The organism is [Clostridium] symbiosum (assembly GCA_036419695.1).
In the GTDB taxonomy this organism is placed as follows: Bacteria; Bacillota; Clostridia; order Lachnospirales; family Lachnospiraceae; genus Otoolea; species Otoolea symbiosa_A.
Genome location: CP143946.1, coordinates 705848 through 731754 on the forward strand (window position 1 = coordinate 705848; position 25907 = coordinate 731754).

The window sequence follows — 25907 nt, forward strand, 5'->3', positions numbered from 1 at the left end:
AAATGGAAGAAAGAATCAGAGAACTGTTCCCTGAAATCGGCTGGATTCACGACGGGGAACTTCAGGACAAGGTGGTCGCAACCTACATAGATGCACTGAAAACCGGAGGCTGGGAACCGGATGATATGGATAACATCCCGTTTACCCTGCTGATACCGGACTGTCCGTTCAGTTATCTGGATCACGTGCGCGGCGTTACCCGGATTTCCAGAGCCGCCATGGACGAATTTAATGATATCTATTCGAAGAAAGACGCCGCTTTCACCCTGGATCACGACGAGTTGATTGCTGGGGCTCTGCTCCATGATGTGGGAAAGCTGATTGAGTATGAAAAAAATGAGGATGGAGTTACGGTAAAATCAGAACTCGGCAAGAACCTGCGCCATCCATTTTCGGGCACGGTGCTGGCACTGCGTAACGGCTGCTCCAGCAGAATCGGCCATATCATAGCAAACCATGCCCACGAGGGGGATGGGACTCTCCGCAGTCCGGAGGGGGTTGTGATTAACAAGGCGGATTTTATCAATTTTGAAGCGGTAAAATCATTTCTCGGCATGAAATAGCCGCAGCGGTGAAAGGGGAAAAAATGGGAAAGACAGCAATTGTAAAGATAATGGAGCGGGCATCCGGCCATCCGGTTGAGGTCGGTGACCGCATATGGTGCAGGATTGATTTGGCCTCCGCCCGTGATTTTGGAGGGGCCAACTGCGTACTGCAGTTTGAAAAGGAGATGGGGAAGGACGCAAAAGTATGGGATCCCGATAAGATTGCATATACCTTTGATCTTCAGGCGCCCTCCCATTCGGAGAAGGTTTCCAACAACCAGAAAATCATCCGTGAGTTTGCCAGACGCCAGGGAATCAGGCATGTATTTGATATCAACCACGGCATCGGCCAGCATGTTATGCTGGAGCACGGCCTGATAAAACCGGGAGATGTGGTCCTGGGAACGGACAGCCATATGAACCTTCTGGGAGCAGTCGGCGCATTTGCAACCGGTGTGGGAAATTCCGATATTGCGGCGTCTTATATCAATGGGACAAACTGGTTCCGCGTGCCGGAGACGATGAAAATAGAAGTTACCGGCTCCTTTCAAAGAGGAGTGTGCATGCGGGATCTGCTGACCCACATTGTCGGTGATTTGGGAGCCAGCGGTATGGATTTCCTCGCAGTTGAATTTACCAGTGAGACAATCGAACGCGCTACACTGGCAGAACGGCTGACACTCTGTTCCATGGTCACGGAAATGAGCGGAAAAGTCCCGTTAATTATGCCGAACGGAGAAGTCCTTGAATGGCTGGCAGAGAGGGCAGGGGAGGAGGTAAGAGAGCGTGCGAAGCTGCTCTCAGCCGATTCCGATGCGGAATACTGCAGGGTATTGCACTATGATGTGACGGATCTGGAACCGCTGGCATCCTGTCCGGACGCCCCGGATAATGTCCGTCCCGTGCGCGAAGTTGCAGGCACCGCGGTTGACCAGATTCATATCGGTTCCTGTTCCAACGGCCGCTTTGAAGATTTGAAGGCAGCCTATGACGTGCTGATGGCCGGGGGAGGGAAAATCAGTCCCGGTATCCGTGCGATTATTACCCCGAGCACTACGGAAGTTCAGATACGGTGCGCAAAAGAGGGAATGATTGAAAAATTTCTGGAAGCAGGCATTGTATTTACAAATCCTACCTGTTCCCTGTGCACCGCGGAGCACTACGGAGCCCTGCCGTCCGGTGACGTCGGCTGTTCCACAACCAACAGGAACTTTATCGGCAAAGTGGGGAAGGGAAGCCATACCTATCTGATGAGCCCGATGTCGGCCATGGCGACGGCGGTCAGAGGCTGTATCACCGACCCGAGGGAGATTCTCGGATAATTGGGAAAATGGAGGAAATGAATATGAGCATTTTTAAAGGGAGAGCCTGGGTATTCGGCGATGATGTCGATACCGATTTGATATACCACAATAAATATCTGGCGGAGACGGATCCGGAAAATATGCCCCAGTATGCATTTGAGTATTATCCCGGCAAGGAGAACTTTGCCAAAGAAGTAAAGCCGGGTGACATAGTTGTGGCCGGAAAAAACTTCGGCTGCGGTTCCAGCCGGGAACATGCCGTGTACTGTCTCCAGTACGGAGGTGTTCCCTGTGTCCTGGCGGAGACGTTTTCCAGAATTTATTACCGGAATGCGGTCAATAACGGATATCTGGTTCTCTTTGTCAAAGGTCTTGGGGCAGCGATTAAAAATGGTGAGATATCAGATAAAGATGAACTTGAGATCGACACTGCAACGGGGACGATCCGGGACTTGACGAACCGGAAAGAATTTCACGGTGATGCCGTCAGTAATCTGGAGAATGATATTATGAAGGCGGGCGGACTGTTTCCATATTTGAAATATCAAATAAAACAAACAGAAAAAGTTGGAGAGTAGAAGAAAAACATTTTTGCAGTTTGGATAGAACACCGAAGGAAAATGTGTGAACGCCAGAAGTTTTAAAATTAGATTTCCAATGCCTGTTTTTCTAAATCAAATATGTATTACTTATGAGAGACATATTAAAATCATATTTTTGATTATGATAAAAATCTGCTATATTAAAAGTAATATCATTTTTCGGAGGGAGACGCTATGACGATTAACAAACCGGCCGTCTGCGGCACGCTGGAATCCAGCGATGTGCAGATTACAATCAGGCCGAATGAAGGAAAAGGAATAGAAATTGAACTGGACAGCGTCGTCAAAACCATTTTTGGTGACGAGATCTTAAAGACGGTGAAAGAGGTCCTGGAGGAGTTTGGGGTGGAGGACGCCGAAGTCAGCCTGGTTGACAAGGGAGCGCTGGACTGCGTGATACGTTCCAGAATGCAGGCCGTGATTCTCCGCGCTTCCGGGGAGAAATACGACTGGTCAAAGGAGGATGCATTATGGAAAACAGCCTGACAAAGAAAAGCAGCTTAAAAAGGACATCCCTGTATGCCAGCGCATCCAGCCCGGTCAATATGATCCAGGCGGCGTTCTACGAGGAGGACTGCCTCGTTTACGATCTGGAGGACTCCGTATCGGCCGCGGAGAAGGACTCGGCCAGGTTTCTGGTCTGCAATGCCCTGCGATACCACAGACCGAAGGATAAATACGTGGTGGTCCGTGTAAACGGCATCTACTCCGAATACATTGAGGAGGATTTGGAGGCCGTGGTACGGGCGAGGCCGGATGCTATCCGGATTCCCAAGGTGGAATATGGAAGAGAGGTGAAATCCATTTCCGCAAAAATAGCGGAGATTGAAAAAAAGGCGGGAATAGAAGAGGGGGCCACGAGATTGTGGTGCAATATTGAATCCTATATGGGGGTACTGAATGCCAGGGAAATTGCCCTGGCCGACCCGCGTGTGGAGGCAATGGCTCTCGGGGCGGAGGATTTTACTGCCAGTATGGGAGCGGTCAGGACAAGAACCGGCATGGAGGTGTTTTATGCGAGGAATGCCGTTCTTCTGGCATGCCGTGAGGCAGGAATCGACGCCCTTGACATTGTATTTTCCAATATTAACGATATGGAGGGGCTTAAAGAGGATGCCGCCCTGTCACGAAATCTGGGATTCGACGGCAAAACGGTAATCCATCCAAAACAGATTGAGGCGGTCAATGCCTGTTTTGCTCCAAGTGAGAAGGAAGTGCGCTATGCGGTGAGAGTGCTTCAGACTCTGGAAGAAGGAAAGCAGAAGGGAAAGGGTGTCATCACGCTGGACGGCAGCATGCTCGATAAACCGATGGAGCTGCGCGCAAAGGCAACCCTTGAGAAGGCCAGGGCGGCCGGAATGAACGTGGGAGGTGAGAACCTTGATTAAAAATGCGGTGGGAAGAGAACTTCCCGAAATGATAGGGGACTACAAAGTCAAACCTTATACCGGGATCGAAGGCGGCTGCTCTTCGGAAAAGCCGGTGGCATCGGCCAGACACCTGGCCACAGTGAGGCCGGGAGACCGGAAGCTGCAGCCGGGCTTAAAAGAGGCAATTATAGCAAGCGGACTGAAAGACGGTATGACGATATCCTTCCATCACAGCTTCCGCGAGGGAGATCAGATTATCGGGCAGGTTTTGACGGTAATTAAAGAGCTGGGTATCAAAGGCCTTAAATTTGCCCCCAGCGCCGTGGTAAATATTAAGAATCCGTCCATCGTGGACTTTGTAAAGGATGGCACAATCGTGCGGATCGAAGCCAGCGGAATCAGGGGCGAACTGGGGGACGCCGTACTGGACGGCGTGATGGAGGAACCGGTGATTCTCCGTCCCCATGGCGCAAGGCCAAGGGCGATTGAGGCGGGCGAACTGTCGGTTGACGTGGCCTTTATCGGAGCCTCGGCGGCCGATGATTACGGCAATGCGACGGGCCTTGTGGGACCGAATGCCTGCGGGGCGCTGGGATACTCCTTTATTGATGCAATGACCGCAGAAAAAGTGATTATTGTTACCGATAACCTGGTGGAATACCCCTGTATCCCGATCAGTATTTCACAGGAATATGTAGATTATGTGGTGGTGGTAGATTCCATCGGAGATACGGCAAAGATAGGTGCCGGGGCGGCCAGAGTGACGAAGAACCCAAGGGATCTTCTGATTGCAAAGAGGGCGGCCGAAGTGATGGCCGCGTCGAGGCGTTTTACCGACGGTTTTGTATTCCAGACGGGAGCCGGAGCCATCAGCATCGCCTGCACGAAATATCTGGAAGAAAAGATGGAGGAGAGAGGCGTAAAGGCCTCCATGGCCCTGGGCGGAATTCCGGCGGCAATCGTGGAGATGCATGAAAAAGGCCTTGTCCGCGCCGTGGCCTGTTCCCAGTCGTTTGACGCCGTGGCCGCAAAAGCAATTGTAGACTATCCAGGCATCATTGAAATTGATAACTCCCTTTATGCCAATCCAGGCAGGAAGGGATGCATGCTGAACCGGGAGACGTTCGGAGTCCTGGCGGCTCTGGAAGTAGATACGGATTTTAACGTCAATATCCTGACCGGCTGCAGCGGAGAGATGATGGGAGGACTCGGCGGCGGGCCCGATGTGGCGGCGGGAGCCCAGATTTCCATTGTGGTGCTGCCGATTGTCAGAGGACGTATCCCGTCGGTCGTGAAAAAGGTGTTTACCTGCTGTACGCCGGGAGATACGGTGGCCGTTGTTGTCACGGAAGCAGGTATTGCCCTGAATCCGAGACATAAAAATTATCAGGAATTGAAGGAAGACCTTGAAAAGACGAATCTGAAGCTGGTTACCATCGAAGAACTCCGGCTTATTGCTGAGGGGATGACGGGAACGCCGAAACCGATCGAGTGCACGGATAAAATCACCTGTATTGTCGAGTACAGGGACGGAACGGTTCTGGATGTAATCCGTGAGATTAAGAGGCCGGATGACTTATAATGGTTCATCCGCCCCGGAGAATGCCTGTTTCACATAATTCCAGAACGCTTTGGCTCCGGCCGGGAGCAGTCGGTTACGTCCGCAAATCATATAGAGATGGGAGGTTGGCTCCGGTTCGGTGATTTTTAAATAAGCCAGCCTCCGGTCATCCGTATAGAGTTTGACGGATTCCGGGCAGATGGCAACCCCTGTATTCTGAGCGATCAGAGGGATGATTCCAGCGAGCTGGTTATAAAGCGCGAATATCTGGTAACTTTCCGAGGCGGAGCTGAACCAGTTCAGTATTTCACGCTGAAGCGGCTGACGGGAGGGAATGAACAGCGGTTCCTGGCTGAGCCGTTCCAGGGAGACGCATGTCTCACCGGCCAATGGATGATTTTTGCTGATAATGGCAATCCACGTTTCAGTCTTCAGAAAGACGGTTTCAAATTTCTGCTGTTCCAGCGGCGCACGCACGATTCCGATATCGGCAATGCCCTCCTTGATGCGGCGGCAGACGTCATTACTGTTTCCGCACCAGATATCATAGCTGATTTGCGGGTACAGTGTCTTAAAATCGGGCAGAATGGCGGGCAGGACACTGGCGCTGCACGTCTCGGTGACGCCCAGCAGCAGGGTTCCCTTTACAGTTTCCTGTTTCATCAGATCCAGCTGTTTTGCGGTGTGTTCCGCCAGATTGAGAATGTGTTCCGCCTGCTGTGCCAGGTATTTCCCCTCCTCCGTCAGCTGGATTTTCCGTTTTCCGCGCACGAAAAGCTGAACCCCAAGTTCTTCCTCCAGCTGGCTCAGCTGTCTGCTTAAGGGCGGCTGGGAGATGTTGAGCTTGCGTGCGGCATGGGTAATATTCAGTTCGGAGGCAACGGTCAGAAAATATTTTAAAGTTCGAAGTTCCATTTTACGATACCTTTTTTGTATGATAATAGTGATATTATATGTATTTTAAATTAATCCGTCAATATGGTATTATGATAAAAACATAATTTTAGAAGGAAAAGGTTAAAATGGATACGACACTGCATTATATTATGTCTTATATAGGAGGCTTTTTAGGCGTCTATACAATATTATTACGAGGTGGAAACTTCGGTTCCGCCCAGACCGGTAACATGATTTATCTGGTTACGGGCTGGTTTGGCGGAAGTTTTCAGGAGATAGTGATACGCGTGATCGCCCTGATGATTTTCATTGCGTCAATGATTGCCGCATATCTGCTGCCAAAGTATGTAAAGGGTGACATCAGAAGAATTTGTATCTGGGTTGAAATTACGGGGGTTGTCCTGGCGGGATTTCTGCCGGCTGAGATGAATAACGTGGTTGCCCTGTACCCGATTTTCGCGGTTTCGGCATTCCAGTGGGGAGTCTTCAGCGGAGCGAGGGGATACAACAGCGCCACTACATTTTCAACTAACAATCTGAAACAGATGGTACTGGCCCTCACGGACTATTTCAGGACAAAAGAAGCGAAGGAAAAAGAAAAAGCGATATTTTATGCGTCTACGCTTCTTTCCTTCCAAATCGGCGTGCTGGGCGGCTTTATTGCAGTCAGTAAGTGGCAGATCGCCGGCATCTGGTCCTGTCTGCTCCCCCTTGGCGCAGCTTTGGCCCTGATAGAACTGAACAGCGCCAGGGTCCGTGTACTTAAGAAAAAGATGGCGGGCTGAAGGTGGAAGATGATTTTGAGCCGGACCGTATTAAAGCAGAAAAAGAAAAATAATAAAGAAGAAAATAACGGATAAAGAAAAAGTCGGAGAGTGGCCTCCGGCTTTTTCTTTTGCAGCAGTAAAAGCGTTTTGCAGTAAAACGGACAGTTTACTGTTAATCGTTCAATTCCTGAAGCTGCTCTTTCAGTTCTTTCAGGGCAGCGGAAAATCTGGTGGATACGGCTCCCGGGTTACCCCTTAGCAGTCCTCTACGGTAGAAGTGATGGAAGCTGTTTTTCGGCAGCAGGTCGTGACGCCGCTGTGTTACTTCCTCTAACTGGCCTGTAAGCAGAGCCAGCTTCTCACGTGTATTCTCCCGGACGGCAGCCAGCCGTTCGGCTGAAACTTCTTTGGCGGCGGCCAGCTTCTCGGCTGAAACTTCTTTGGCGGCGGCCAGTCTCCCGGCTGAAACTTCTTTGGCGGCAGCCAGTCTCCCGGCCGTCTCCTCTCTGGCGGCAGCCAGTATTTCAACCGTTTCTTCTTTTGCACTGGCCAGCCGTTCAGCCGTTCCTTCCCTGACGGCAGAGACGTGTTCGGCCGCCTCTTCCTTCAGCGCTGCAATGCGGGCCTGGAGATCCTCCATCTCCGCCTTCAGCTTTGTCATGGCCTCCAAAGACTTTCCGAGAGCCAGAGCCTCCTTCGTGGACTCGTAGGCGTCGGCAGTGAACAGGACGGTCATGGCGAAAACGCAGAACAGCAGGATATTAGGGTTAAAGTTGAGCACAATCCTGGAGATGGGTTCGTGAATTAATTCTGTCATTAGTATCGTGAGAAAGCCCCAGGCGATGGAAGAGGACAGGCAGATATATCCGTGTATCTGGAATTTCTGGTTACTGTAATCCCAGTAACGGATTTTAAAAAGCTGCTCCATCACATATCCGGTCACATATTCGAGCGCGGTAGCGGCGATCACGCCGGAGATATACACGAGAAACAGGTTATTTTTAAACGGCAGGGAAACCCACAGCATCATGACGGCCCCGGAGCCATAGAGCGGCAGCATGGGAATGCGGAGGAAGCCCCGGTTTACAAAGTGTCTTTGTTTCAGTGAAACGTAGATGGACTCAAAAATCCACCCAAAGAAACAATATATATAGAAGAAGGCCAACCATTGGTACCAATTATAAGTATACATAAAATCACTCCCGGTTTCTGCCCCGTATCGGGCGGTTATGATGATTTCTGTCGTATTATGACAATCACTGGAATCTTTTCTATCATATATAATTTTTCCCACAAGTTCAAGGGGTCGTTTAAAATAATGGACGAAAGAAAAATTCCATACGGGTCGTCCAAAGATAAAAATACAAGAAAGGACTTGCCGGGGTTGTGCTTTTTCCCGTAATAAACTTGACAAATGGAGGTTCCTCTGTTACGATAGGAAAACAATTGAAAAACACCCGTGAGGGAGTAGTAAGCGCAGTATGCGTGGCAAGTCAACATACTGACCGGATTCGGTCTGGCTTGTCTTAAATAACGAGACTCATGTATAGCTTTTTAGCCGTACACCAGTCTTTTTTTATTTTCAAGAAGATCCATGTATGGCCTGGAGGGCTGTATTTGGGTCTTTTTTTATTCATTCTATAATCAAAGGAGGTAACCTGGTATGAGTGAATTTACAAGAAACAGAGAGGAGCTGCTGGTCTGCCTTAAGAGTGATCCAGGCAGAGGACTGACAGAGGAACAGGTAAAGAAAAACAGGGAGGTTTACGGCGCAAACCGATTTACAAGGGAAAAACCGGAATCTCTTTTTCACAGAATCCTGGAGGCATCTTCCGAGCCTATGATTATCATGCTGATTCTCGCCGGTTTTATTACCCTGGGAGTCAATGTAACGAGATATTACACCGGAGGTGAGGCCGACTTTCTGGAATGTGCCGGTATCTTTGCCGCCATTTCCCTGTCCGTCGTGATTACGGTATTTATGGAGGGCAAAAGTGCAAAAGCCTTCGAAACCCTGAGCCGGATTGGCGAGGATGCACAGGTAAGAGCCATGCGGAATGGGGAAATCAGAATGATTCCGCAAAAGGAGGTGGTGGCCGGTGATATCCTGTACATAGAGACAGGTGATAAACTGCCCGCGGACGGAAGACTTTTGGAGAGCACGGCGCTGATGGCGGACGAATCGGCCCTGACCGGTGAGAGTATGCCTGTGAAAAAAGACGCGCAGGCCGTATTTACCGATGAAAAGACGCCGGTTGCCGAGCGCAGCAATATGCTCTACTCGGGATGCTTTATCACGGAGGGCAGCGGCAGGATGGTGGTGACCGGAGTCGGTGATCATACGGAATTCGGAAAAATAGCAGGGGAGCTTTCTTCCGTAGACAAAAGTACGACGCCGCTTCAGGAGAAGATGGCCCGCCTGGGAAAAAACATTACGGTCCTGGGAACCACCGCGGCCGCGGCCGTTTTTCTTCTCCAGCTTTTTATCTTTATCTCAAATGGCACAGCGTCGCTTGATACGGTTTCGGAGGCGTTTATCACCAGTATTGTCCTGATAGTCGCGGCTGTGCCGGAGGGCCTGCCGACCATCGTCGCCGTATCCCTGGCGATCAATATCATCAAGATGTCCAAACAGAACGCTCTGGTGAAGAAAATGATCGCCTGCGAGACAGTCGGCTGCATCAATGTGATTTGTTCCGATAAGACCGGAACCCTGACAAAAAATAAAATGACGGTGACGGATGTGTTTTTTCATGGGACGCTGGTAAAGCCGGATGAACTGACGGATTGCGATCTGCTGGAAAACTTCTGCATCAACTCCACCGCGGATCTTAGGCAGGAAGACGGGCGGATGGAATTCATCGGTAATCCGACGGAATGTTCCCTCCTGGCGGCTGCCGGAAAAGCGGGATATGATTACAGGAAGCTGCGTTCCGGCGCAGAGATTCTCCACAGATACCCATTTACCTCGGAGAGCAAAAATATGACAACCGTGATCGCGGACGGCAAAGTCTGTCTTGCTTACAGCAAGGGCAGCCCGGAAAAAATTATGTCCATGTGCGGGATGGGAGAGAAAGAGCGGCAGGAGGCGGAGGCACAGATTGTGGAATTTCAGTCAAAAGCCTGCCGCGTCATTGGATTTGCCCATAAGAACCTGGACATGGAACCCAATTTTGAAACGGAGCGGGCCGGAATTGAATCGGAGATGGTGTTCGACGGGTTTGCGGCAATCACAGATCCGCTTAGGAATGATGTATATCAGGCGGCTGTGCGCTGCCGTGCGGCGGGCATCGACCTGAAAATGCTGACCGGCGACAATATTGTGACGGCCAGGGCGATTGCAGGGGAGCTGGGCCTTCTCGATAATGCCCACACGGCCGTGGAAGCGGGCGAGATAGAAGGACTTTCGGAGCAGGAACTGGCCGCAGCGATTCCGGGAATCAGCGTAATCGCCAGGAGTACGCCCGTCATCAAGATGAGGGTGGTAAATACGCTCAAATCGCTTGGTAATGTGGTGGCGGTTACCGGAGACGGCATCAACGACGCTCCGGCCATTAAAAACGCAGACGTCGGAGTGGCAATGGGGATTTCGGGTACGGAAGTGTCCAAAGAGGCCAGTGACATTGTCCTGCTGGACGACAGCTTTTCCACAATCGTGAAGGCCGTCCAGTGGGGACGCGGAATCTACGAAAATTTCCAGCGTTTCATCCAGTTCCAGCTCACGGTGAACCTGTCCTCGGTCATCGTAGTGCTGGCGTCCATTCTCTCCGGATTTACGGCTCCCTTTACGGCGCTCCAGCTTTTATGGATTAATATTATTATGGACGGCCCGCCTGCGCTGACACTGGGACTGGAGCCGATCAGGGGTGATCTGATGGACCGGAAACCCACAGGGCGCGATTCCAACATCGTTTCACGCGGAATGCTCAAAAGGATTCTGGTCAACGGTATTTTTATATCCGTGGTATTTATGGCCCAGCACTGGACTAATTTTCTCGGAGGGACGCAGGAGCAGCTCCCTACCATCCTGTTTACGCTGTTTGTGGTGCTCCAGTTGTTCAACGCCTTTAACAGCCGCGAACTGGGTAATAAAAGCATCTTAAAGAATGTGGCCACCAACCGGCTGATGCTGGGAGTTTTCGCCCTGACCTTCGGGCTGCAGGTTGTCATCACGCAGTATGGCGGCGCGTTTTTCGGCACGGTGCCGCTTCCCGGGTTCATGTGGGTGCGGATTGTGCTTCTGGGAGGTTCCGTGATACTCATATCGGAGCTGGCAAAGGTCCGGTATAAAATCTTTTCTTCCTGGAAAAACTGTAAGAAAAAGGAACCGGAAAGAAAGGTGGAACTAAAATGGTCAGGGAATTGGAAGAAAATGTAATGGTGAATTTTATGAAACGTTTTTCAGAGCACCCGTTTCTGATAAAGGTAGATGGAAAAGAATTCAGCGTCGGGGAGGGGGAGCCGGAATTTGCAGTCAGCATCAAGCACCCTATTCCGCTTACGAATCTGGCCTCCAGCACGTCGCTGGCGCTGGGGGAGGCATATATGGAAGGGGCCCTCGATATAGAGGGAGATCTCTACCACGCGCTGGATCATTTCCTGGGGCAGATGGGGAAATTCTCCACGGACAGGAAAGGGCTGAAAAAGCTCCTCTATCCGGCTCTGTCCCGGAAGAACCAGAAAACGGAAGTGACGAGCCACTACGACATTGGCAATGAATTTTATAAGCTCTGGCTGGATGAAACGATGAGCTATTCCTGCGGATATTTCAGGAATGAGGACGACACTCTGCAACAGGCCCAGGAAAACAAGGTGGATTATATCCTGAGCAAGCTCTGCCTGAAAGAGGGAATGAGTCTTGTGGACATCGGGTGCGGCTGGGGATATCTGCTGATACGCGCCGCAAAACAGTACCGCGTTAAGGGAACGGGAATTACCCTCAGCGAGGAACAATACCGTGAATTCTCCCGCCGGATCAGCGAGGAAGGACTGGAGGATCTGCTGACGGTAAAACTGATGGATTACCGGGATTTACCCGAGACGGGACTGAGCTTTGACAGGGCGGTAAGCGTCGGCATGGTGGAGCATGTGGGAAGAGGAAATTACCAGCTTTTTACGGACTGTGTAAACAGTGTCCTGAAACCGGGCGGCCTGTTTCTTCTCCACTTTATCAGCGGGTTGAAAGAGTATCCGGGAGATCCGTGGATCAAAAAATATATATTCCCGGGCGGTGTCGTGCCGAGCCTCAGGGAAATGCTGTACTGCCTGTGCGAGGACAATTTTCACACGCTGGACGTGGAGAACCTGCGCCTGCATTATAATAAAACCCTCCGATGCTGGGAACATAATTACAGGGAACACATCGATGAGGTAAAGGAAATGTTTGACGAGAAGTTTGCCAGGATGTGGGAACTTTATCTCTGCTCCTGTGCGGCGACCTTCCACAACGGGATTATTGATCTGCATCAGATTCTTGTATCCAAAGGGGTAAATAATGAGCTGTCGCCGGTGCGGTGGTATTAGCTCTGGGCAGGACACACACTCGCGCAAAGATGTAATATGCCGCTATGCGTCTGCGCGAGTCCGGCCCACCGGGCTCTTTCCTCTCTGTTTTGGTAAAATATCTGCTAAATGATGATAAATTACCCTGTTAATCATTGGAATTGTATGGTATTCTAACTGCACTTGATGAAGATTTGCTTTTTGTTCCGATGTTTTTATAGTGAGGTGTTTTGAGTTGGAAGGTGGTATGGAGCCGGATGATTACGAAGGATAGCGCCGATTTTACGGCGGTGGATGAGAATGAGATTTTGATTTGTGAAGACAATTTTGCTTATTTTTCTCCCTCCGAGCCGTTGAAAGCTTTAATATCTAATTTTACTGTTACATTTCCGGAAAAGGGCGTTGTTTCTGAGGACTATACGGTCGTACCCCATGGAAGCGCGACACTTGTATTTACATATGAAGAGTCTGATGGAGGGAATCGCCTGCGGGGGCGGTTGTTTGGACCGTCTTCCAGGCCGTATGCGGTGGGGAAGAGTGCGAATGAATGCAGCGTTATATTTATCATAGAATTTCAGCCGGCGGGGCTTTTTGTTTTTACGGGGATGGGGCAGAATGAATTGACAGATAGAATAATTCCTTTTGAAACGATTGATCCTTCGTTGGATTCGTCTGTCAAAGAAATATTCCGCGATGCGGTGACGGCACGGGAATTACTCGGCAGCACCGAGCGCCTGCTTCTTTCCGTCCGGTGCTGCCGTTACCCGGATGAGTTTAGTCTGGCTGTCCGGCTGATCATAGAACATTGTGGCAGCATCACTCCTAGAGAAATAGCAGAGAAGACCTTTTACAGTGAGCGGCATCTGAACCGGCTCTTCAATCAATTCCTGGGACTGAATATCAAACACTTTTCAAGAATCGTGCGCATCAACAGAACCATCCATCTGCTTCACAATGCCAAAAACAGTATTTCCTTTATCTCGGAGGAATCCGGATTTTACGACATCTCACATTATATCAGGGACTTTAAAGCGGTATGCGGCATCACCCCTCAGGAATATCGGAGCAACATGTCCGATTTTTACAGTGAGATAGCAAAATTTTAGATTATAATAGTAGAAAAAGGAGGTACTGATATGAGGTACGGAGGCACATTGATTGTGGTAAAAGATATGGCAAAATCAAGAAATTTCTACGAAAAAATAATGCAACAAAAAGTAATTATGGACTTGGGAGAGCATATTTCATTAGAAAACGGTCTCAGCCTGCAGACCAATTACGAGGCAATCACAGGAACAGCGCTGCCCCTGAAATCAGAGGCCAATAACTTCCAGCTCTACTTTGAAGCCGAAAACATCGAAGAATGTGAGAAAAGACTGGATCAAACAGAAGACGTGGAATTCATACACCATCTGAAAGAATACCCGTGGGGCCAGCAAAGCATGCGCTTTTACGATCCGGACAAATACATCATAGAAGTTTCCGAGAGCATGGAAAGCGTAATAAAACGCTGCCTGAACCAGGGCCTGCCCATAGCGGAAATCTCAAAACGTACGAGTGTCGACAAAGTCGCCACTCTGTAGAATTCATGGCATAACGCCATAAATTCTAGTCACCGAAGGAAGATTTGAAATGAGGGTTACACCCTCAAACTCCTGATATAAGGAAAATATAGTTTGTCGACAAGCTGAAACTCCCCACTGGGAGTTTTTTTATCCTCCAACCCCATTTTTACGTCCACATATCCATAGTTCCCTCCAAGCCCATTCTTCTAACAGCGTGAAACACACAGCCGCTCCCGCTCACCCCCGTCCCAATCATCATTCCCACTTGCATCATCCCGTTTTGTCATGTAGAATGGTGAGGTGGAAAGCAAATAAAGAATAAAACAGGCGTCGGAATTCCCAATTAACGGGGTTCTGTCCCTGATTTAAATCGAGGAGTTTATAAAATGAGTATTTTAAACGTAGAACATTTGAGCCACGGATTTGGCGACAGGGCAATTTTTCAGGATGTATCTTTCCGTTTGCTGAAAGGGGAGCATATCGGCCTGATCGGAGCGAACGGAGAAGGAAAATCCACGTTCATGAATATTATTACCGGCAAACTGCAGCCGGATGAGGGAAAAGTGGAGTGGGCGAAGAGAGTCCGCATCGGCTATCTGGATCAGCATACGGTACTGGAAAAGGGAATGACAATCCGTGATGTTTTAAAGAACGCGTTCGCCTTCCTGTTTGAACTGGAGGGGCAGATGAACGACATCTGTGATCACCTGGGTGATGCGCCTGAGGATGAGATGAATGCGATGATGGAAGAGCTGGGAACCATCCAGGATCTTCTGATGAACCATGACTTCTATTCCATTGATGCCAAGGTGGAGGAGGTCGGACGCGCCCTGGGACTTACGGATATCGGTCTGGACAAGGATGTAACCGATCTGAGCGGAGGCCAGAGAACCAAGGTCCTTCTGGGCAAACTGCTCCTGGAGAAGCCGGATATCCTGCTTCTGGACGAGCCGACTAACTATCTGGATGTGCAGCATATTGAATGGCTGAAACGCTACCTGCTGGAATATGAGAATGCCTTTATTCTGATTTCCCATGACATTCCGTTCCTGAACAGCGTTATCAATATCATTTACCACATGGAAAACCAGCGCCTTGACCGGTATGTGGGAGATTATGATAAATTCCAGGAAGTGTACGAGGTTAAAAAGAGCCAGTTGGAAGCTGCCTATAAGAAACAGCAGCAGGAGATCTCCCAGCTCCAGGATTTCGTTGCACGCAATAAGGCCAGAGTTGCCACGAGAAATATGGCGATGTCACGCCAGAAGAAGCTGGACAAGATGGATGTGATTGAGCTGGCGAGGGAAAAACCAAAGCCGGAATTCCATTTCCTGGAGGCAAGGGCCACGGGAAAATGTATTTTTGAGACCGAGAGACTGGTAATCGGATACGATGAGCCGCTCTCCAAACCGCTCGATCTCTATATGGAGCGCGGTGAGAAAATTGTGCTGACCGGCGCCAACGGAATTGGTAAAACCACGCTTTTGAAGAGCATTCTCGGCCTGATACCCGCCCTGGAGGGCAAGGTGACGTTGGGCGACTATCTCTATATCGGATATTTTGAACAGGAGATGGCCCCGGGCAATACGACTACCTGTATTGAGGAAATATGGAAGGAATTCCCTTCCTATACCCAGTACCAGGTTCGCTCCGCCCTGGCAAAATGCGGCCTGACCACCAAACATATCGAGAGCCAGGTCCGGGTTCTGAGCGGCGGCGAACAGGCGAAGGTAAGGTTATGTAAACTGATTAACAGGGAGTCAAACCTGCTTCTTCTGGACGAGCCGACCAACCATCTGGATGTGGAGGCAAAGGAAGAGTTAAAACGCGCCCTGACGGAATACAAGGGTAATATTGTTTTAATCTGCCATGAGCCCGACTTTTACGAAGGTTTTGCCACAAAAGTATGGGACTGCAGCCAGTGGAGCCTGAAAATCCAGTAACGCCGGAAAAACAGGAAGAACACCGTGCATCATTTTACGGAAGAGGAGGGGACGAGGGATGAAAAAGAAAATCTGCCCGGTCTGTGACACAGAACTTAAGCCGGGTAATTTCTGTCCGGTCTGCAAAAAGATCGTATGGCAGCCCAGATACGAGAGGCGAAACTATAACCTGAATGAAAGCCGCGGCGACGCATCCCCGTACTCTGTGAAAGAATCACCGGCGGGCGGCGAAAGACAGTATGACGATATTTCCCCCGGGGAAGACGTGCCGCATAATACTCCGGAATCCATATACGGGAGGGCGGAAACACAGCGCCGGCAGCCGGAGATAAACCATCTTCCGCCTCCTTCTGGCAGACCGGGCCCCGTATACCATCCGGCGGGTGGGAGACGGCGAAGCGGTTTTCCTCCGTCGGTCATCATCGCCACGGCTTTGGCCGCGGTTGTGATAATAGGAGTGATATTTGCAGAACCGAAAGTTCCCTATGGAACGGGCGGTGACGGATTTATCCTGGAGCTGCCCGACGGGGGAGATAAATGGGACGACGGATACGGCAGCACGTACCAGGAATATGAAGTGAGTGAGGAAGAGGCCAGGGCGGCAGAATCGGACTGCGACTGGTATTCCCATTCCGGGCTGACCGTCACTGGGGCCGAGGAAGCGATCGACGATTTTATTTTCGAGTCCGACAGCATGGCGGTAAATATAGAGCGCTACAGTGACAACCGGAAATACGTTTACGATGACGGCCGTGTGGAGACTTCCTATGCCAGCGGGAACGAATACCATGTCAAAAAGGCCAACCGAGGGGCAGGCGGTGAGATAGAGCTGAATTATGACACATCGACCGGACGGGTGCACTATTTCTATATTTCCGGAAGCGATATTGATTTCGTCACATCATGGGCGGTGAGGCTGGGAGAAATCATGGATGACTCCGATTCGGTGAAAAGTATCACCGCGGAGGAGATGGAAGAAGCGCTGCACACTCTTCCGGGTATGGATCCGGAAGATTATGATGACGAGCTGTGGCTGTATGGCGACGACTGGTATCTATACGGATATCCGTATGACGGTATGTACTCTGTCTGGCTGGAGGCCGATGAGCGGATGGAAGAGTTCGCCCAGGCGGCGCATCAACAGCCATATCAATAAGAAAAGCAGAACCTCCATCGGTGTTGCCCGATGGAGGTCTGCTTTTCTTAATTGGGAATGGTAGGTATATATAAAAAAGAAATTGGCTTAGGGGGGCCGGACGGTTATTACCATCCGGTATGAGTATGAAAAAGTTTAATTAACTTTCATGTTTATATTATGCCAGTAAATTATGTTGAAAATATGGACATTCCATAAAAAGAACCTAAAAAGTATTGAAAAAGAATAAACTTTTAATATATAAAAAATTAGAATCCCTTATGGCGAAAAATCCACCCGTAAAAGGGGATATTATTCCCCTGCTATAGAGAATCCTTATCATTTCTTTTGCACCGTTCGGTACATAACCGAATGCATGTTTCCAACCAGTTACACATACCCTCTTCCCGTGTTATTGCGCCTAAAAGCACGAGATAATCACTAAACTCCGCCTCGCCCAGCTTTGAGACGGAATCAAACTTTTCCGAATTATTTCTTAAATGATTCAGGCGCTCCCGATGCTGGGAAAGCTGATTTTGCAGAAGCAGTATTCTCTGTTCGGCAGGAAGACAGTCGGAAAAGAATAACTGCAGTTTAAATTCGTCTTTCGGAACAGGCTTCATCTTGCAGAATGTTTTTTCCCACTCCAGTAATTTATCTTTTCCCGCATCGGTAATCGTATACAGCTTTTTCTCCAACACATTTCCTGAAATCTCAGTTTTAAATTCCACGAGTTTATGATCGGTCAGAGCCTTAAGTTCCGGGTAAATCTGGCTGTGTTTGGCGCTCCAGAATTCGGAGAGATTGGCCTCGAATTCTTTTGATAAATCGTATCCGGTCATATCCTTGCGGTTGAGAAGGCCAAGTATTGCATATTGTAAAGTTCCCATAATCTCTCACCGTCCTTTCATAAGAGGAGTTCTTGTTAAAAGTATAGCATAGATGCACAAATAAATCCAGATTCAATACATGTAATTTTGAACATGTATATATTGACATGTTTAAAAAGAGATGATAGTATGAAAACTGAAAGATGTGTTCACCGTGGATACAAAAAGAATGAAAGATTTTAGAGGGTAGATAAGATGGAAAAGACAAAGCGTTATATCATTTTTATACTGGGGCTGCTTGTGAATTCCCTGGGAGTCAGTTTAGTAACAAAGGCGAATCTGGGGACTTCCCCAATTTCTTCTATTCCATATGTACTGAGCATGAATTTTTCCCTGTCGCTGGGAACATTTACCGTGCTGTTCAGCCTGCTTTTAATCTGGTTTCAGCTTTTGATCCTGCAAAAGAATTTTAAAATTGAACATCTTCTTCAGATTCCAGTGGCATTCGCATTCGGTATTTTTATTGATTTAAGTATGGCTCTGCTGGGCTTTCTGGCTCCGGAGCAATACGGGATGAAATTCTTCTGTCTGGTGCTCGGATGCCTGATTCTTGGCATCGGTGTTTATATGGAGATTCTCGCCGACGTTGTCATGCTTCCCGGGGAATCCCTCGTGCGGTCTATCGTATTTCGATGGAAACGGGAATTTGGCCTGACGAAGGTTGCATTTGATGTTTCAATGACAATTGGCGCCGGGATAATATCTCTCCTGTTGGCCGGCAAGGTAGCGGGGGTCAGGGAGGGAACCGTTATTGCAGCCGTCCTGGTCGGCTTTATTGCGAGATTAATAGGAAGCAGGCTTGCATTTTTTTCCAATATCCTGTTTACGGTTCCCGTTCACAGTCCCTGCAAAAACTCTGGACAGTGCGGACATGATGTTGAAAATACATAAAACGATATAAATAACAGACCGGCCTCAAGGGAAATTCAGCCGGAGAAGAGAGGACAGAACGACATGAAACGAAAATATCCCCATTTATGCCAGCCAATTACACTTGGCAATGTAACCTTCCGCAACCGTATGTTTGCGTCCCCGATCGGCGCGACCGATATCGATAAGGACTGTGTCCCGGGAGAGCGGACACGCGCCTTTTATGAACTCCGTGCTAAGGGCGGGGCAGCGGCCGTGACGATGAGCGAGCTGGTGGTCCATCCGGAGACGGACGGCTCCCATATGCTCCATTTAGACCTTACCACCGTTGGTTCTCTGGCGGCGTTCACATTCTGCGCCGACTCCATTAAAAGACACGGGGCCGTTCCCAGTGTGGAATTTTCCCACTCCGGGCAGTATGCCGGTACGTATATGGCGGACAAAAATAAGAAACAGAGCTTGAACCAGTTCGGCCCGGATGACGCTGTGCGCCCGGACGGAATGAAAGTAAAAGCACTTACAAAAGGCCAGATTACCGATATTGTAAAACGCTACGGCGAAACGGCTGCTCTGGCAAAACGGGCAGGGTTTGAAATGATTATGATTCATGGAGGCCATACATGGCTCCTCAACCAGTTCATATCCCCCTATTTCAACCATAGAACCGATGAGTACGGCGGTTGTTTTGAGAACCGCATGCGGTTTACGATTGAAGTGTTAAAAGCGGTCCGGGAAGCTGTCGGCCCCCTGTTTCCAATCGAGTTCCGTATGAGCGGATCCGAGCTGTTCGAGGGTGGATATGACATCGATGAGGGAATCCGGATTGCGCAGGCGGTGGAAGAATATGTGGATCTGATCCATGTATCGGCCGGTTCCTATCAGTTTGGATTTTTCCGCACCCATCCATCCATGTTTTCCGGGCATGGCTGTAACGTATACCTTGCGGCAGAAATCAAAAAGCATGTAAAGAAACCGGTAGCCACCATAGGAGCTTTAAATGATCCGGCGCAGATGGAAGAAATTATTGCATCGGGAAAAGCGGACGTCGTATATATGGGACGCGCCTTACTGGCCGATCCCTATCTGCCGCAGAAAATAGCAGCGGGAGAGGACGATAAGATTGTAAAATGTCTCCGCTGTTTTACCTGTATGGCGGAACGCCCGACGACCCAGACCCGCCGCTGCACGGTAAACCCGGTAATCGGCCGTGAAATAGAGGGCACGGAAGTGCTCCCGTCATCCCGAAAGAAAAAAGTGCTGGTTGTGGGCGGCGGCGTGGCAGGGCTGAAGGCAGCTGTAACGGCGGCACAGCGGGGCCATGAAGTGATTCTCTGTGAAAAGTCGGATAAGACGGGGGGAATCTTAAAATGCGAGCAGGCAATCGATTTCAAGCGTGAGATGTACGAGCTGGGACTGGCCCTGGAAGCGCAGGCGGAGGAGGCGGGGGTAGAAATCCGCCGCAATACGGAAGTAACTCCGGAATATGCGGAAAAAATCAATCCCGATTCGATGATTCTGGCAGTCGGTTCCAAACCAATTGTGCCGCCTCTTCCTGGTATGGATGGAGAAAACGTGGTAATTGTAAATAATTACTATCTGGAGAAAGAGAAAGTCGGCGGCTCGGTTGTGGTTCTTGGCGGCGGGCTGGCCGGGTGTGAGGCGGCAATCCACCTTGCGCAGGAGGGTAAAAAGGTTCATCTGGTAGAAATGAGGGATACGCTTGCCCCCGATGCCAATATCCGCCACCGTCCGATTCTTATGAAGATGATAGACGAATATGTGGAGGCACACACGGGATATCAGGGCATAAAGGTAACTGCCGACGGCGTTCTCTGTAAAGATTCCGAGGGCAGAGAGGTGCTGGTTCCGGGAAAAACCGTCGTCTGCGCAGTCGGACAAAGGGCGGATCGGGAGAGCGTGAACGCACTTCTGGACGCAGCTCCGGTGGTACGAGAGATAGGCGACTGTGTCAGGCCGGGTAATATAACGGCTGCGATTTACCAGGGGTATCATGCCGGACTGGATATATAGAAAGAGTAAAATGGAGATTCACTGACACGGCGGTTCTGCACCGGGCGCCTCTGTTGCCCTGTCCAACGGCCTTGTATTTACCCCGACGATATCCTATAATAGGAACAGAAATGACGCCGTTTCCCCGGCAATAAGAGGAAGGCGGGCGTCTCTGCGGGAAAAGGGGAGAGGGCTATGAATCTCAAAGAACAGTTATATGTGTGCACACTGGCAAAGTGCGGGACGATATCAAAGGCAGCCGAGGAACTTTATATTTCACCTCCGGCGCTCAGCGTTTATCTGAGCAACCTGGAAAAGTACCTGGGGGTCAGGCTCTTTGAGAGGACGGGAAAAAGCCTGGTACCCACTTCCATGGGGCGGGAGTATGTGGAGCGGGCTGAGAAGATGCTTCAGATGAAAAAGGATTTTGAGCTTTTGCTGGAGCAGTCGAGCGGTAAATGCAAGGGGAGTCTGCGCGTGGGAATCCAGCACAGGAGAGCCATCTCAATCGCCCCTTTTCTTATGGTGCATTTCCTGAAGGAGTATCCCGACATTAACCTGATTATAAAAGAGGGAGTCTATGACGAGCTGGTGCAGATGTACCAGACAAATGCCATTGACTTCCTCATCTATACATGCGCGGACGAACTTCCGGATACAACTTACGTGGATCTGGGGGAGGAGTATGTGCTGCTGGTTCTCCCGGAGCATCATCCGGCCAATGCAGAGACCTGGTGGAAGGAGGGGGAGCATTTTCCGCATCTGGATCCCCGCTGCCTGACGGACGAAGTTTTTGTACTTCCGGTGAAAAAGCAGAGTCTGCGCGGTACTGCCGAGCGGATACTGGAACAATACAGGATACGGCCAAAACGTATCATCGAGATACGGTATTTTGAAACCGCCATGTCCATGGTCGATCAGGGGGTGGGGATCGGATTCAACCGTTCGGGATATATCCGTGGAATGGACCGGTTCCCGGGGGTGAGGTACTGCCTGATTGGGGATGTGCCGTACAGCGCGCGGCTGGTTCTGGCGTACCGGAAGGGGCGGAATTTAGCGCCTCATATGGAACGGCTCATCCAGCTCATCAAGGAGCACATAAATAAAACTTAAAGAGCCGTTAAATTTAATGTAATTGTTGCAGACCCGGTTCCTGATTATAATCATAGTATCAAAATCAATGAGAAAAAGTTGTAATCAGGAGGGTATAGCATGAATGCGAAAAAGAAACATTTCAAGATGCCGCACAGTTTTGTGATTGTCTTTACCATTATTGTGGCGGCCGTACTGATGACCTGGATCATCCCTGCCGGCGAGTATCTGCGCGTCGAAAATGCACAGGGGATCAAGGTGATTGATCCAAGTCAATTCCAATACCTGGCACGTTCGCCGGTAAATCCATTATTAATCCCGCTATACATTGTAAAAGCGTTTATGAAAAGGGTAGACCTGATTCTGGTAATCCTGTTTTCCGGCGGAGCATTTCATATGCTGACGGAATCGGGTGCATTGCAGGTGGTCATCGCCAAGATTGCGAAAAAATTCGCCAGTAACCTCTATGTCTTTATTCCCCTGCTGACCCTTGTATTCGGTCTGATTTGCACCACACAGGGCGTGAACATTTTCATAGCATTCGCTCCCGTCATGGTCATGATGTCACTGGCGATGGGGATGGACTCCATCACAGGCGCGGCAATTATTATTCTGGGAGGAGCCATCGGCTTTTCAACCGGAACGCTGAATCCCAATACCACCATCGTGGCACAGAAAATCGCGGAGCTTCCGGCCTATTCCGGCCTTGGATACCGGGCCGTCTGTTTCGGGGTATACTACATAGTCACAAATATTTATTTAATCCGTTATGCCTTAAAAATCAGAAAAGATCCGACGCTCAGCCCCATGTATGATCTGGATCGGGAAAATGAACTGAACAACGGCGGGGATTTGGATTCCTTCGGCACTCTTAATGGGCGCAAGGTTCTGATTATCTTATCCCTGATTTTATCCCTGACCACGATTATTTACGGAAGCGTCAAGATGGGATGGGATATGCCGGAAATGGCCGCCATATTTATTGCTCTTGCCATTATCGTCGGCGTAATTGCAGGATTTGACTCTACGACGATATCGAAACATTTCCTGGAGGGATGTAAAAAAATGCTCTCCGCGGTTATTATTATCGGCCTGGCCCAGTCCATCAGTGTCATCATGACGGACGGGAAAATCATCGACACCGTAGTGCATGTGCTGGCCGGAGGACTGAACCGGGTGCCGGCTGTTCTTCAGGCGCCGGCGATGCTGATTGCCAACACGGTCATCAATATTTTCCTGACCTCCGGTTCGGGACAGGCAGCGGCGGTTATGCCCATTATGATCCCGCTTTCGGATCTGATTGGAATGACAAGGCAGACTGCAATCCTTGCATTTAACTTCGGCGACGGATTCTGTAACTATATTCTTCCGACCTCCACCGCGCTGATGGGAATTATCAGCGCCTCCAATATCCCGTATGACCGGTGGATGAAATTTATGTGGAAAATGTTCCTGGTATGGCTGGCTGTCGGCACCGTTCTTCTGAGCATCGCACAGGCAATCCATCTGGGGCCGATGTAGGGCAGGAATGAAAAAATAGTTGGAATTTTAAAGAACAGAAAGTGAGGATATCTGTAATGATGAAGGATAAGCTTTTTCAGATAGTGGAGCAGCAAAAGGATAAATTGTGGGAGATGGCCGATCAAATCTTTGATCACCCGGAATATGAGGGTGAGGAGGTCATGGCCTCCGGGCTTCTGGCCGGTTATCTGAAGGAACATGGTTTTACCGTGGACATGGGAGTCGGCGGTTTTAAGACCGCTTTCCGGGCGGAGTACCATCATGGTACCGGAGGGCCGGTAATCGGTATCCTCTGCGAATATGACGCCTTAAGGGGGCTGGGACACGGCTGCGGCCATCATATGCAGGGACCGTCCTGCCTCGGGGCGGCCATTGCCCTGAAGGATATGGATACGGAGCGGCCGTTTACACTTATTGTGTACGGAACGCCTGCGGAGGAAACGCTCGGTTCCAAATGCGACATGCTGAAGGCGGGCTGTTTTAAAGAGTTGGATGTTGCATTTATGATGCATGGGGCGCCAAATACCTGTACGGATATCAAGTGCCTTGCACAAAACAGCTACCGTGTGATTTTCCAGGGCAGGAAAGCTCACGCCGCCCTGGCGCCGGAGAAGGGCAGAAGCGCTTTTGACGCACTTCTCATTGCGTTTCAGGGAGTGGAGTTTCTGCGGGAACACGTTCCGGATGATGTCAGAATGCACTATACGGTAGCCGAGCTGCCGGGGCCGAGCAATGTGGTGCCGGATCGGGCGGTGGGAGAGTTCTCCATCCGCTCATTTTCCAAGAAGACATTGGAGGCGGTTTCGGAACGGTTTCAGGAGATTATAAAGGGAGCCTCTCTGATCGGAGGAGTCGGTTATGAGCTGGTTCCGGGAAAAACTTTTTTTAACAAAATTCCAGTTCTTCTGTTAAATGATCTTCTTATGAAAAATGCTGAGCTTGCGGGAGCGCCTCAGCTTGCGCCGCCCCGTGAAAAGACGGGGTCTACGGATTTCGGCAATGTGATGTATGAAATCCCGGGCTCCTGTATCCGCGTCGCATTCGTCCCCGAGGGAACAGCCTCCCATTCACAGGAATATGTAGACGCAGGAAAATCGGATGCCGCGCATGACTGTGTCATCTATGGAGCAAAGGCGATCGCCGGAGCTGTTTATGATTTAATTGAGACGGACGGACTTCTGGAGAAGGTGAAAGAGGAGTTTGCGGAGAGTAAAAAGAGGAATATGTGAGGAGTTAATTGAGGAATGAGAACGCCGCCGGGACGGTCGGGGTTCGGGATGGTGAGAGGGAGGTTGTGAGTCTTCAGTCCCGGCTTGCAGGTTGTCGCGGGCGGGGAATCCGGGCAGAAAAAGTTCCTGCGGGAAACGCTTTCGCTCTTTGGAGTGCATAACAGTACTGAGGCGTCTGAGAAACGCCGCCTAAGTACTGATGGACTCCCAGGTTCCCTCCGGAATCTTTTTCTCCCGGATTCCCCCCTCACGACAACCTCCAATCGGGGACAAAAGACTCAGCCAGCCCCCTCACCACACCGGACATGGTCCGTTCCGGACGCGTCCTCCTCACCTCAGTTAAATCCCCCTTAATTCAGGTTTGTACAAATACCATATTTGTAGTACAATGTTTCACATAGCCATACATTGAAAGAAGGTGAAGAGTGAATGAATCAGAAACATAAAGTAATTGCGCAGAGCCGGGGCGCGGCGAGGGATTTGACGGTCTGTGGACTGCTTGCTTCCCTGATTGCGGTTGGGGCTTTTATTAAAATTGTCATACCGGTTGGGGCGGATACCATGAATTTTACGTTGCAGTGGTTTTTTGTCCTGCTGGCCGGTCTTCTTCTGGGTTCCAGAAAAGCATTTTGGAGTGTGGCAATCTATCTGTTGGTAGGTCTTTCGGGAATTCCCGTTTTTGCACGGGGAGGAGGCCTGGGGTATCTGATCCGTCCTACCTTTGGTTTCCTTCTGGGATTTGCCCTGGCGGCGTATGCCATGGGAAAAGTATGCGAGTGGATACATTCGTACAAAACAGCGGCCTGTCTTTTTGCGGCGACGGTAGGGTATGTCATCTATTATGGGATGGGAATTCTTTATTTTTATTTTATTACCCATTTTGTAGTTGTGACACCGCACACGGTAGGATGGGGCGCCATTTTTGCCGTTTACTGCCTGCCTACGATGCTGCCGGATTATATTCTCTGCATCGTGGCCGTGATGGTTTCAAAACGTCTCCGGCCGGTTGTAGCGCAGGGGATGCGTTGAAAATAAAATAGTGTTGATAAAACTGTTATATTTTAGCCGGAAAGATTTCAAATGGTAGGGGTCAAGATTACAACA

22 protein-coding genes are annotated in these 25907 nt (G+C 49.9%); 19 read left to right on the forward strand and 3 right to left on the reverse strand.

The genetic code is table 11. From position 1 onward, the window contains the following. Positions 1-2 precede the first annotated feature (2 nt). From V3C10_03255 to citF, 6 genes are all read left to right on the forward strand, one after another. Positions 3-563, forward strand: a complete 561-nt coding sequence (locus V3C10_03255) for an HD domain-containing protein (protein WVP62854.1) — start codon at positions 3-5, stop codon at positions 561-563. A gap of 23 nt (positions 564-586) precedes the next feature. Continuing rightward, the gene (locus tag V3C10_03260) at positions 587-1867 is read left to right on the forward strand and encodes an aconitase/3-isopropylmalate dehydratase large subunit family protein (GenBank protein WVP62855.1); all 1281 of its coding nucleotides are present in this window, start codon (positions 587-589) and stop codon (positions 1865-1867) included. A gap of 23 nt (positions 1868-1890) precedes the next feature. Next, entirely contained in the window at positions 1891-2427 is a 537-nt protein-coding gene (locus tag V3C10_03265) for a 3-isopropylmalate dehydratase (protein WVP62856.1), read from the forward strand. Positions 2428-2625: 198 nt separating this feature from the next. Then, the gene (citD, locus tag V3C10_03270; GenBank protein ID WVP62857.1) at positions 2626-2937 is read left to right on the forward strand and encodes a citrate lyase acyl carrier protein; all 312 of its coding nucleotides are present in this window, start codon (positions 2626-2628) and stop codon (positions 2935-2937) included. Next, entirely contained in the window at positions 2922-3839 is a 918-nt protein-coding gene (locus V3C10_03275) for a CoA ester lyase (protein WVP62858.1), read from the forward strand. Before citD ends, V3C10_03275 begins: the two co-directional genes overlap by 16 nt. A gap of 28 nt (positions 3840-3867) precedes the next feature. Beyond that, a complete protein-coding gene (gene citF, locus V3C10_03280; GenBank protein ID WVP64567.1) occupies positions 3868-5403 on the forward strand; it encodes a citrate lyase subunit alpha in 1536 nt (511 codons plus the stop codon). On the opposite strand, the gene V3C10_03285 is transcribed toward citF, so the two are convergent. Continuing rightward, positions 5398-6297 (reverse strand): LysR family transcriptional regulator, encoded by a 900-nt coding sequence (locus tag V3C10_03285; protein WVP62859.1) that lies wholly within the window; start codon positions 6295-6297, stop codon positions 5398-5400. The genes citF and V3C10_03285 overlap by 6 nt on opposite strands. Before the next feature lie 107 nt (positions 6298-6404). Between V3C10_03285 and V3C10_03290 the strand changes: the two genes are divergently transcribed. Beyond that, positions 6405-7064 carry a YoaK family protein gene (locus V3C10_03290; GenBank protein ID WVP62860.1) on the forward strand — a complete coding sequence of 220 codons (660 nt, stop codon included), beginning with the start codon at positions 6405-6407 and terminating at the stop codon, positions 7062-7064. Positions 7065-7218: 154 nt separating this feature from the next. On the opposite strand, the gene V3C10_03295 is transcribed toward V3C10_03290, so the two are convergent. After that, entirely contained in the window at positions 7219-8238 is a 1020-nt protein-coding gene (locus tag V3C10_03295; GenBank protein ID WVP62861.1) for a hypothetical protein, read from the reverse strand. A gap of 471 nt (positions 8239-8709) precedes the next feature. Between V3C10_03295 and V3C10_03300 the strand changes: the two genes are divergently transcribed. The 6 genes from V3C10_03300 (at position 8710) to V3C10_03325 (ending at position 17212) form a co-directional block, all read left to right on the forward strand. Then, complete coding sequence (locus V3C10_03300) at positions 8710-11424, forward strand: calcium-translocating P-type ATPase, PMCA-type (GenBank protein WVP62862.1); 2715 nt, start codon at positions 8710-8712, stop codon at positions 11422-11424. Then, positions 11397-12569 carry a cyclopropane-fatty-acyl-phospholipid synthase family protein gene (locus V3C10_03305; protein WVP62863.1) on the forward strand — a complete coding sequence of 391 codons (1173 nt, stop codon included), beginning with the start codon at positions 11397-11399 and terminating at the stop codon, positions 12567-12569. Before V3C10_03300 ends, V3C10_03305 begins: the two co-directional genes overlap by 28 nt. Positions 12570-12805: 236 nt before the next feature. Beyond that, positions 12806-13654, forward strand: coding sequence for a helix-turn-helix domain-containing protein (locus V3C10_03310; GenBank protein ID WVP62864.1), 849 nt, complete (start codon positions 12806-12808; stop codon positions 13652-13654). 30 nt (positions 13655-13684) lie between these two features. Next, positions 13685-14131, forward strand: a complete 447-nt coding sequence (locus tag V3C10_03315; protein ID WVP62865.1) for a VOC family protein — start codon at positions 13685-13687, stop codon at positions 14129-14131. A gap of 368 nt (positions 14132-14499) precedes the next feature. Beyond that, the gene (locus V3C10_03320) at positions 14500-16056 is read left to right on the forward strand and encodes an ABC-F family ATP-binding cassette domain-containing protein (GenBank protein ID WVP62866.1); all 1557 of its coding nucleotides are present in this window, start codon (positions 14500-14502) and stop codon (positions 16054-16056) included. A 58-nt stretch (positions 16057-16114) separates the two neighbouring features. Further along, positions 16115-17212, forward strand: a complete 1098-nt coding sequence (locus V3C10_03325) for a hypothetical protein (GenBank protein ID WVP62867.1) — start codon at positions 16115-16117, stop codon at positions 17210-17212. Between the two features lie 302 nt (positions 17213-17514). On the opposite strand, the gene V3C10_03330 is transcribed toward V3C10_03325, so the two are convergent. Continuing rightward, the gene (locus tag V3C10_03330) at positions 17515-18081 is read right to left on the reverse strand and encodes a PadR family transcriptional regulator (protein ID WVP62868.1); all 567 of its coding nucleotides are present in this window, start codon (positions 18079-18081) and stop codon (positions 17515-17517) included. A 195-nt stretch (positions 18082-18276) separates the two neighbouring features. Between V3C10_03330 and V3C10_03335 the strand changes: the two genes are divergently transcribed. From V3C10_03335 to V3C10_03360, 6 genes are all read left to right on the forward strand, one after another. Beyond that, positions 18277-18972: a DUF6198 family protein gene (locus V3C10_03335; GenBank protein WVP62869.1), complete on the forward strand. Its 696-nt coding sequence runs from the start codon at positions 18277-18279 to the stop codon at positions 18970-18972. A gap of 63 nt (positions 18973-19035) precedes the next feature. Further along, entirely contained in the window at positions 19036-20982 is a 1947-nt protein-coding gene (locus V3C10_03340) for an FAD-dependent oxidoreductase (GenBank protein WVP62870.1), read from the forward strand. A gap of 174 nt (positions 20983-21156) precedes the next feature. Next, a complete protein-coding gene (locus tag V3C10_03345; protein WVP62871.1) occupies positions 21157-22074 on the forward strand; it encodes a LysR family transcriptional regulator in 918 nt (305 codons plus the stop codon). Positions 22075-22173: 99 nt separating this feature from the next. Continuing rightward, positions 22174-23574 (forward strand): Na+/H+ antiporter NhaC family protein, encoded by a 1401-nt coding sequence (locus V3C10_03350; GenBank protein WVP62872.1) that lies wholly within the window; start codon positions 22174-22176, stop codon positions 23572-23574. A gap of 56 nt (positions 23575-23630) precedes the next feature. Next, complete coding sequence (locus V3C10_03355) at positions 23631-24803, forward strand: M20 family metallopeptidase (GenBank protein WVP62873.1); 1173 nt, start codon at positions 23631-23633, stop codon at positions 24801-24803. Between the two features lie 429 nt (positions 24804-25232). Beyond that, positions 25233-25832, forward strand: coding sequence for a biotin transporter BioY (locus tag V3C10_03360; protein WVP62874.1), 600 nt, complete (start codon positions 25233-25235; stop codon positions 25830-25832). The last annotated feature ends 75 nt before the right edge of the window (positions 25833-25907 follow it).

What these genes read in the sequence shown, in the direction of transcription:
- citF (WVP64567.1), top strand. Translation starts at nt 3,868, where the DNA reads ATGATAGGGGACTACAAAGTCAAACCTTATACCGGGATCGAAGGCGGC.
- V3C10_03360 (WVP62874.1), top strand. Translation starts at nt 25,233, where the DNA reads ATGAATCAGAAACATAAAGTAATTGCGCAGAGCCGGGGCGCGGCGAGG.
- V3C10_03255 (WVP62854.1), top strand. Translation starts at nt 3, where the DNA reads ATGGAAGAAAGAATCAGAGAACTGTTCCCTGAAATCGGCTGGATTCAC.
- V3C10_03275 (WVP62858.1), top strand. Translation starts at nt 2,922, where the DNA reads ATGGAAAACAGCCTGACAAAGAAAAGCAGCTTAAAAAGGACATCCCTG.
- V3C10_03335 (WVP62869.1), top strand. Translation starts at nt 18,277, where the DNA reads ATGGAAAAGACAAAGCGTTATATCATTTTTATACTGGGGCTGCTTGTG.
- V3C10_03340 (WVP62870.1), top strand. Translation starts at nt 19,036, where the DNA reads ATGAAACGAAAATATCCCCATTTATGCCAGCCAATTACACTTGGCAAT.
- V3C10_03285 (WVP62859.1), bottom strand. Translation starts at nt 6,297, where the DNA reads ATGGAACTTCGAACTTTAAAATATTTTCTGACCGTTGCCTCCGAACTG.
- V3C10_03305 (WVP62863.1), top strand. Translation starts at nt 11,397, where the DNA reads ATGGTCAGGGAATTGGAAGAAAATGTAATGGTGAATTTTATGAAACGT.
- V3C10_03295 (WVP62861.1), bottom strand. Translation starts at nt 8,238, where the DNA reads ATGTATACTTATAATTGGTACCAATGGTTGGCCTTCTTCTATATATAT.
- V3C10_03350 (WVP62872.1), top strand. Translation starts at nt 22,174, where the DNA reads ATGAATGCGAAAAAGAAACATTTCAAGATGCCGCACAGTTTTGTGATT.
- V3C10_03315 (WVP62865.1), top strand. Translation starts at nt 13,685, where the DNA reads ATGAGGTACGGAGGCACATTGATTGTGGTAAAAGATATGGCAAAATCA.
- citD (WVP62857.1), top strand. Translation starts at nt 2,626, where the DNA reads ATGACGATTAACAAACCGGCCGTCTGCGGCACGCTGGAATCCAGCGAT.
- V3C10_03260 (WVP62855.1), top strand. Translation starts at nt 587, where the DNA reads ATGGGAAAGACAGCAATTGTAAAGATAATGGAGCGGGCATCCGGCCAT.
- V3C10_03265 (WVP62856.1), top strand. Translation starts at nt 1,891, where the DNA reads ATGAGCATTTTTAAAGGGAGAGCCTGGGTATTCGGCGATGATGTCGAT.
- V3C10_03300 (WVP62862.1), top strand. Translation starts at nt 8,710, where the DNA reads ATGAGTGAATTTACAAGAAACAGAGAGGAGCTGCTGGTCTGCCTTAAG.
- V3C10_03355 (WVP62873.1), top strand. Translation starts at nt 23,631, where the DNA reads ATGATGAAGGATAAGCTTTTTCAGATAGTGGAGCAGCAAAAGGATAAA.
- V3C10_03330 (WVP62868.1), bottom strand. Translation starts at nt 18,081, where the DNA reads ATGGGAACTTTACAATATGCAATACTTGGCCTTCTCAACCGCAAGGAT.
- V3C10_03320 (WVP62866.1), top strand. Translation starts at nt 14,500, where the DNA reads ATGAGTATTTTAAACGTAGAACATTTGAGCCACGGATTTGGCGACAGG.
- V3C10_03345 (WVP62871.1), top strand. Translation starts at nt 21,157, where the DNA reads ATGAATCTCAAAGAACAGTTATATGTGTGCACACTGGCAAAGTGCGGG.
- V3C10_03325 (WVP62867.1), top strand. Translation starts at nt 16,115, where the DNA reads ATGAAAAAGAAAATCTGCCCGGTCTGTGACACAGAACTTAAGCCGGGT.
- V3C10_03290 (WVP62860.1), top strand. Translation starts at nt 6,405, where the DNA reads ATGGATACGACACTGCATTATATTATGTCTTATATAGGAGGCTTTTTA.
- V3C10_03310 (WVP62864.1), top strand. Translation starts at nt 12,806, where the DNA reads ATGATTACGAAGGATAGCGCCGATTTTACGGCGGTGGATGAGAATGAG.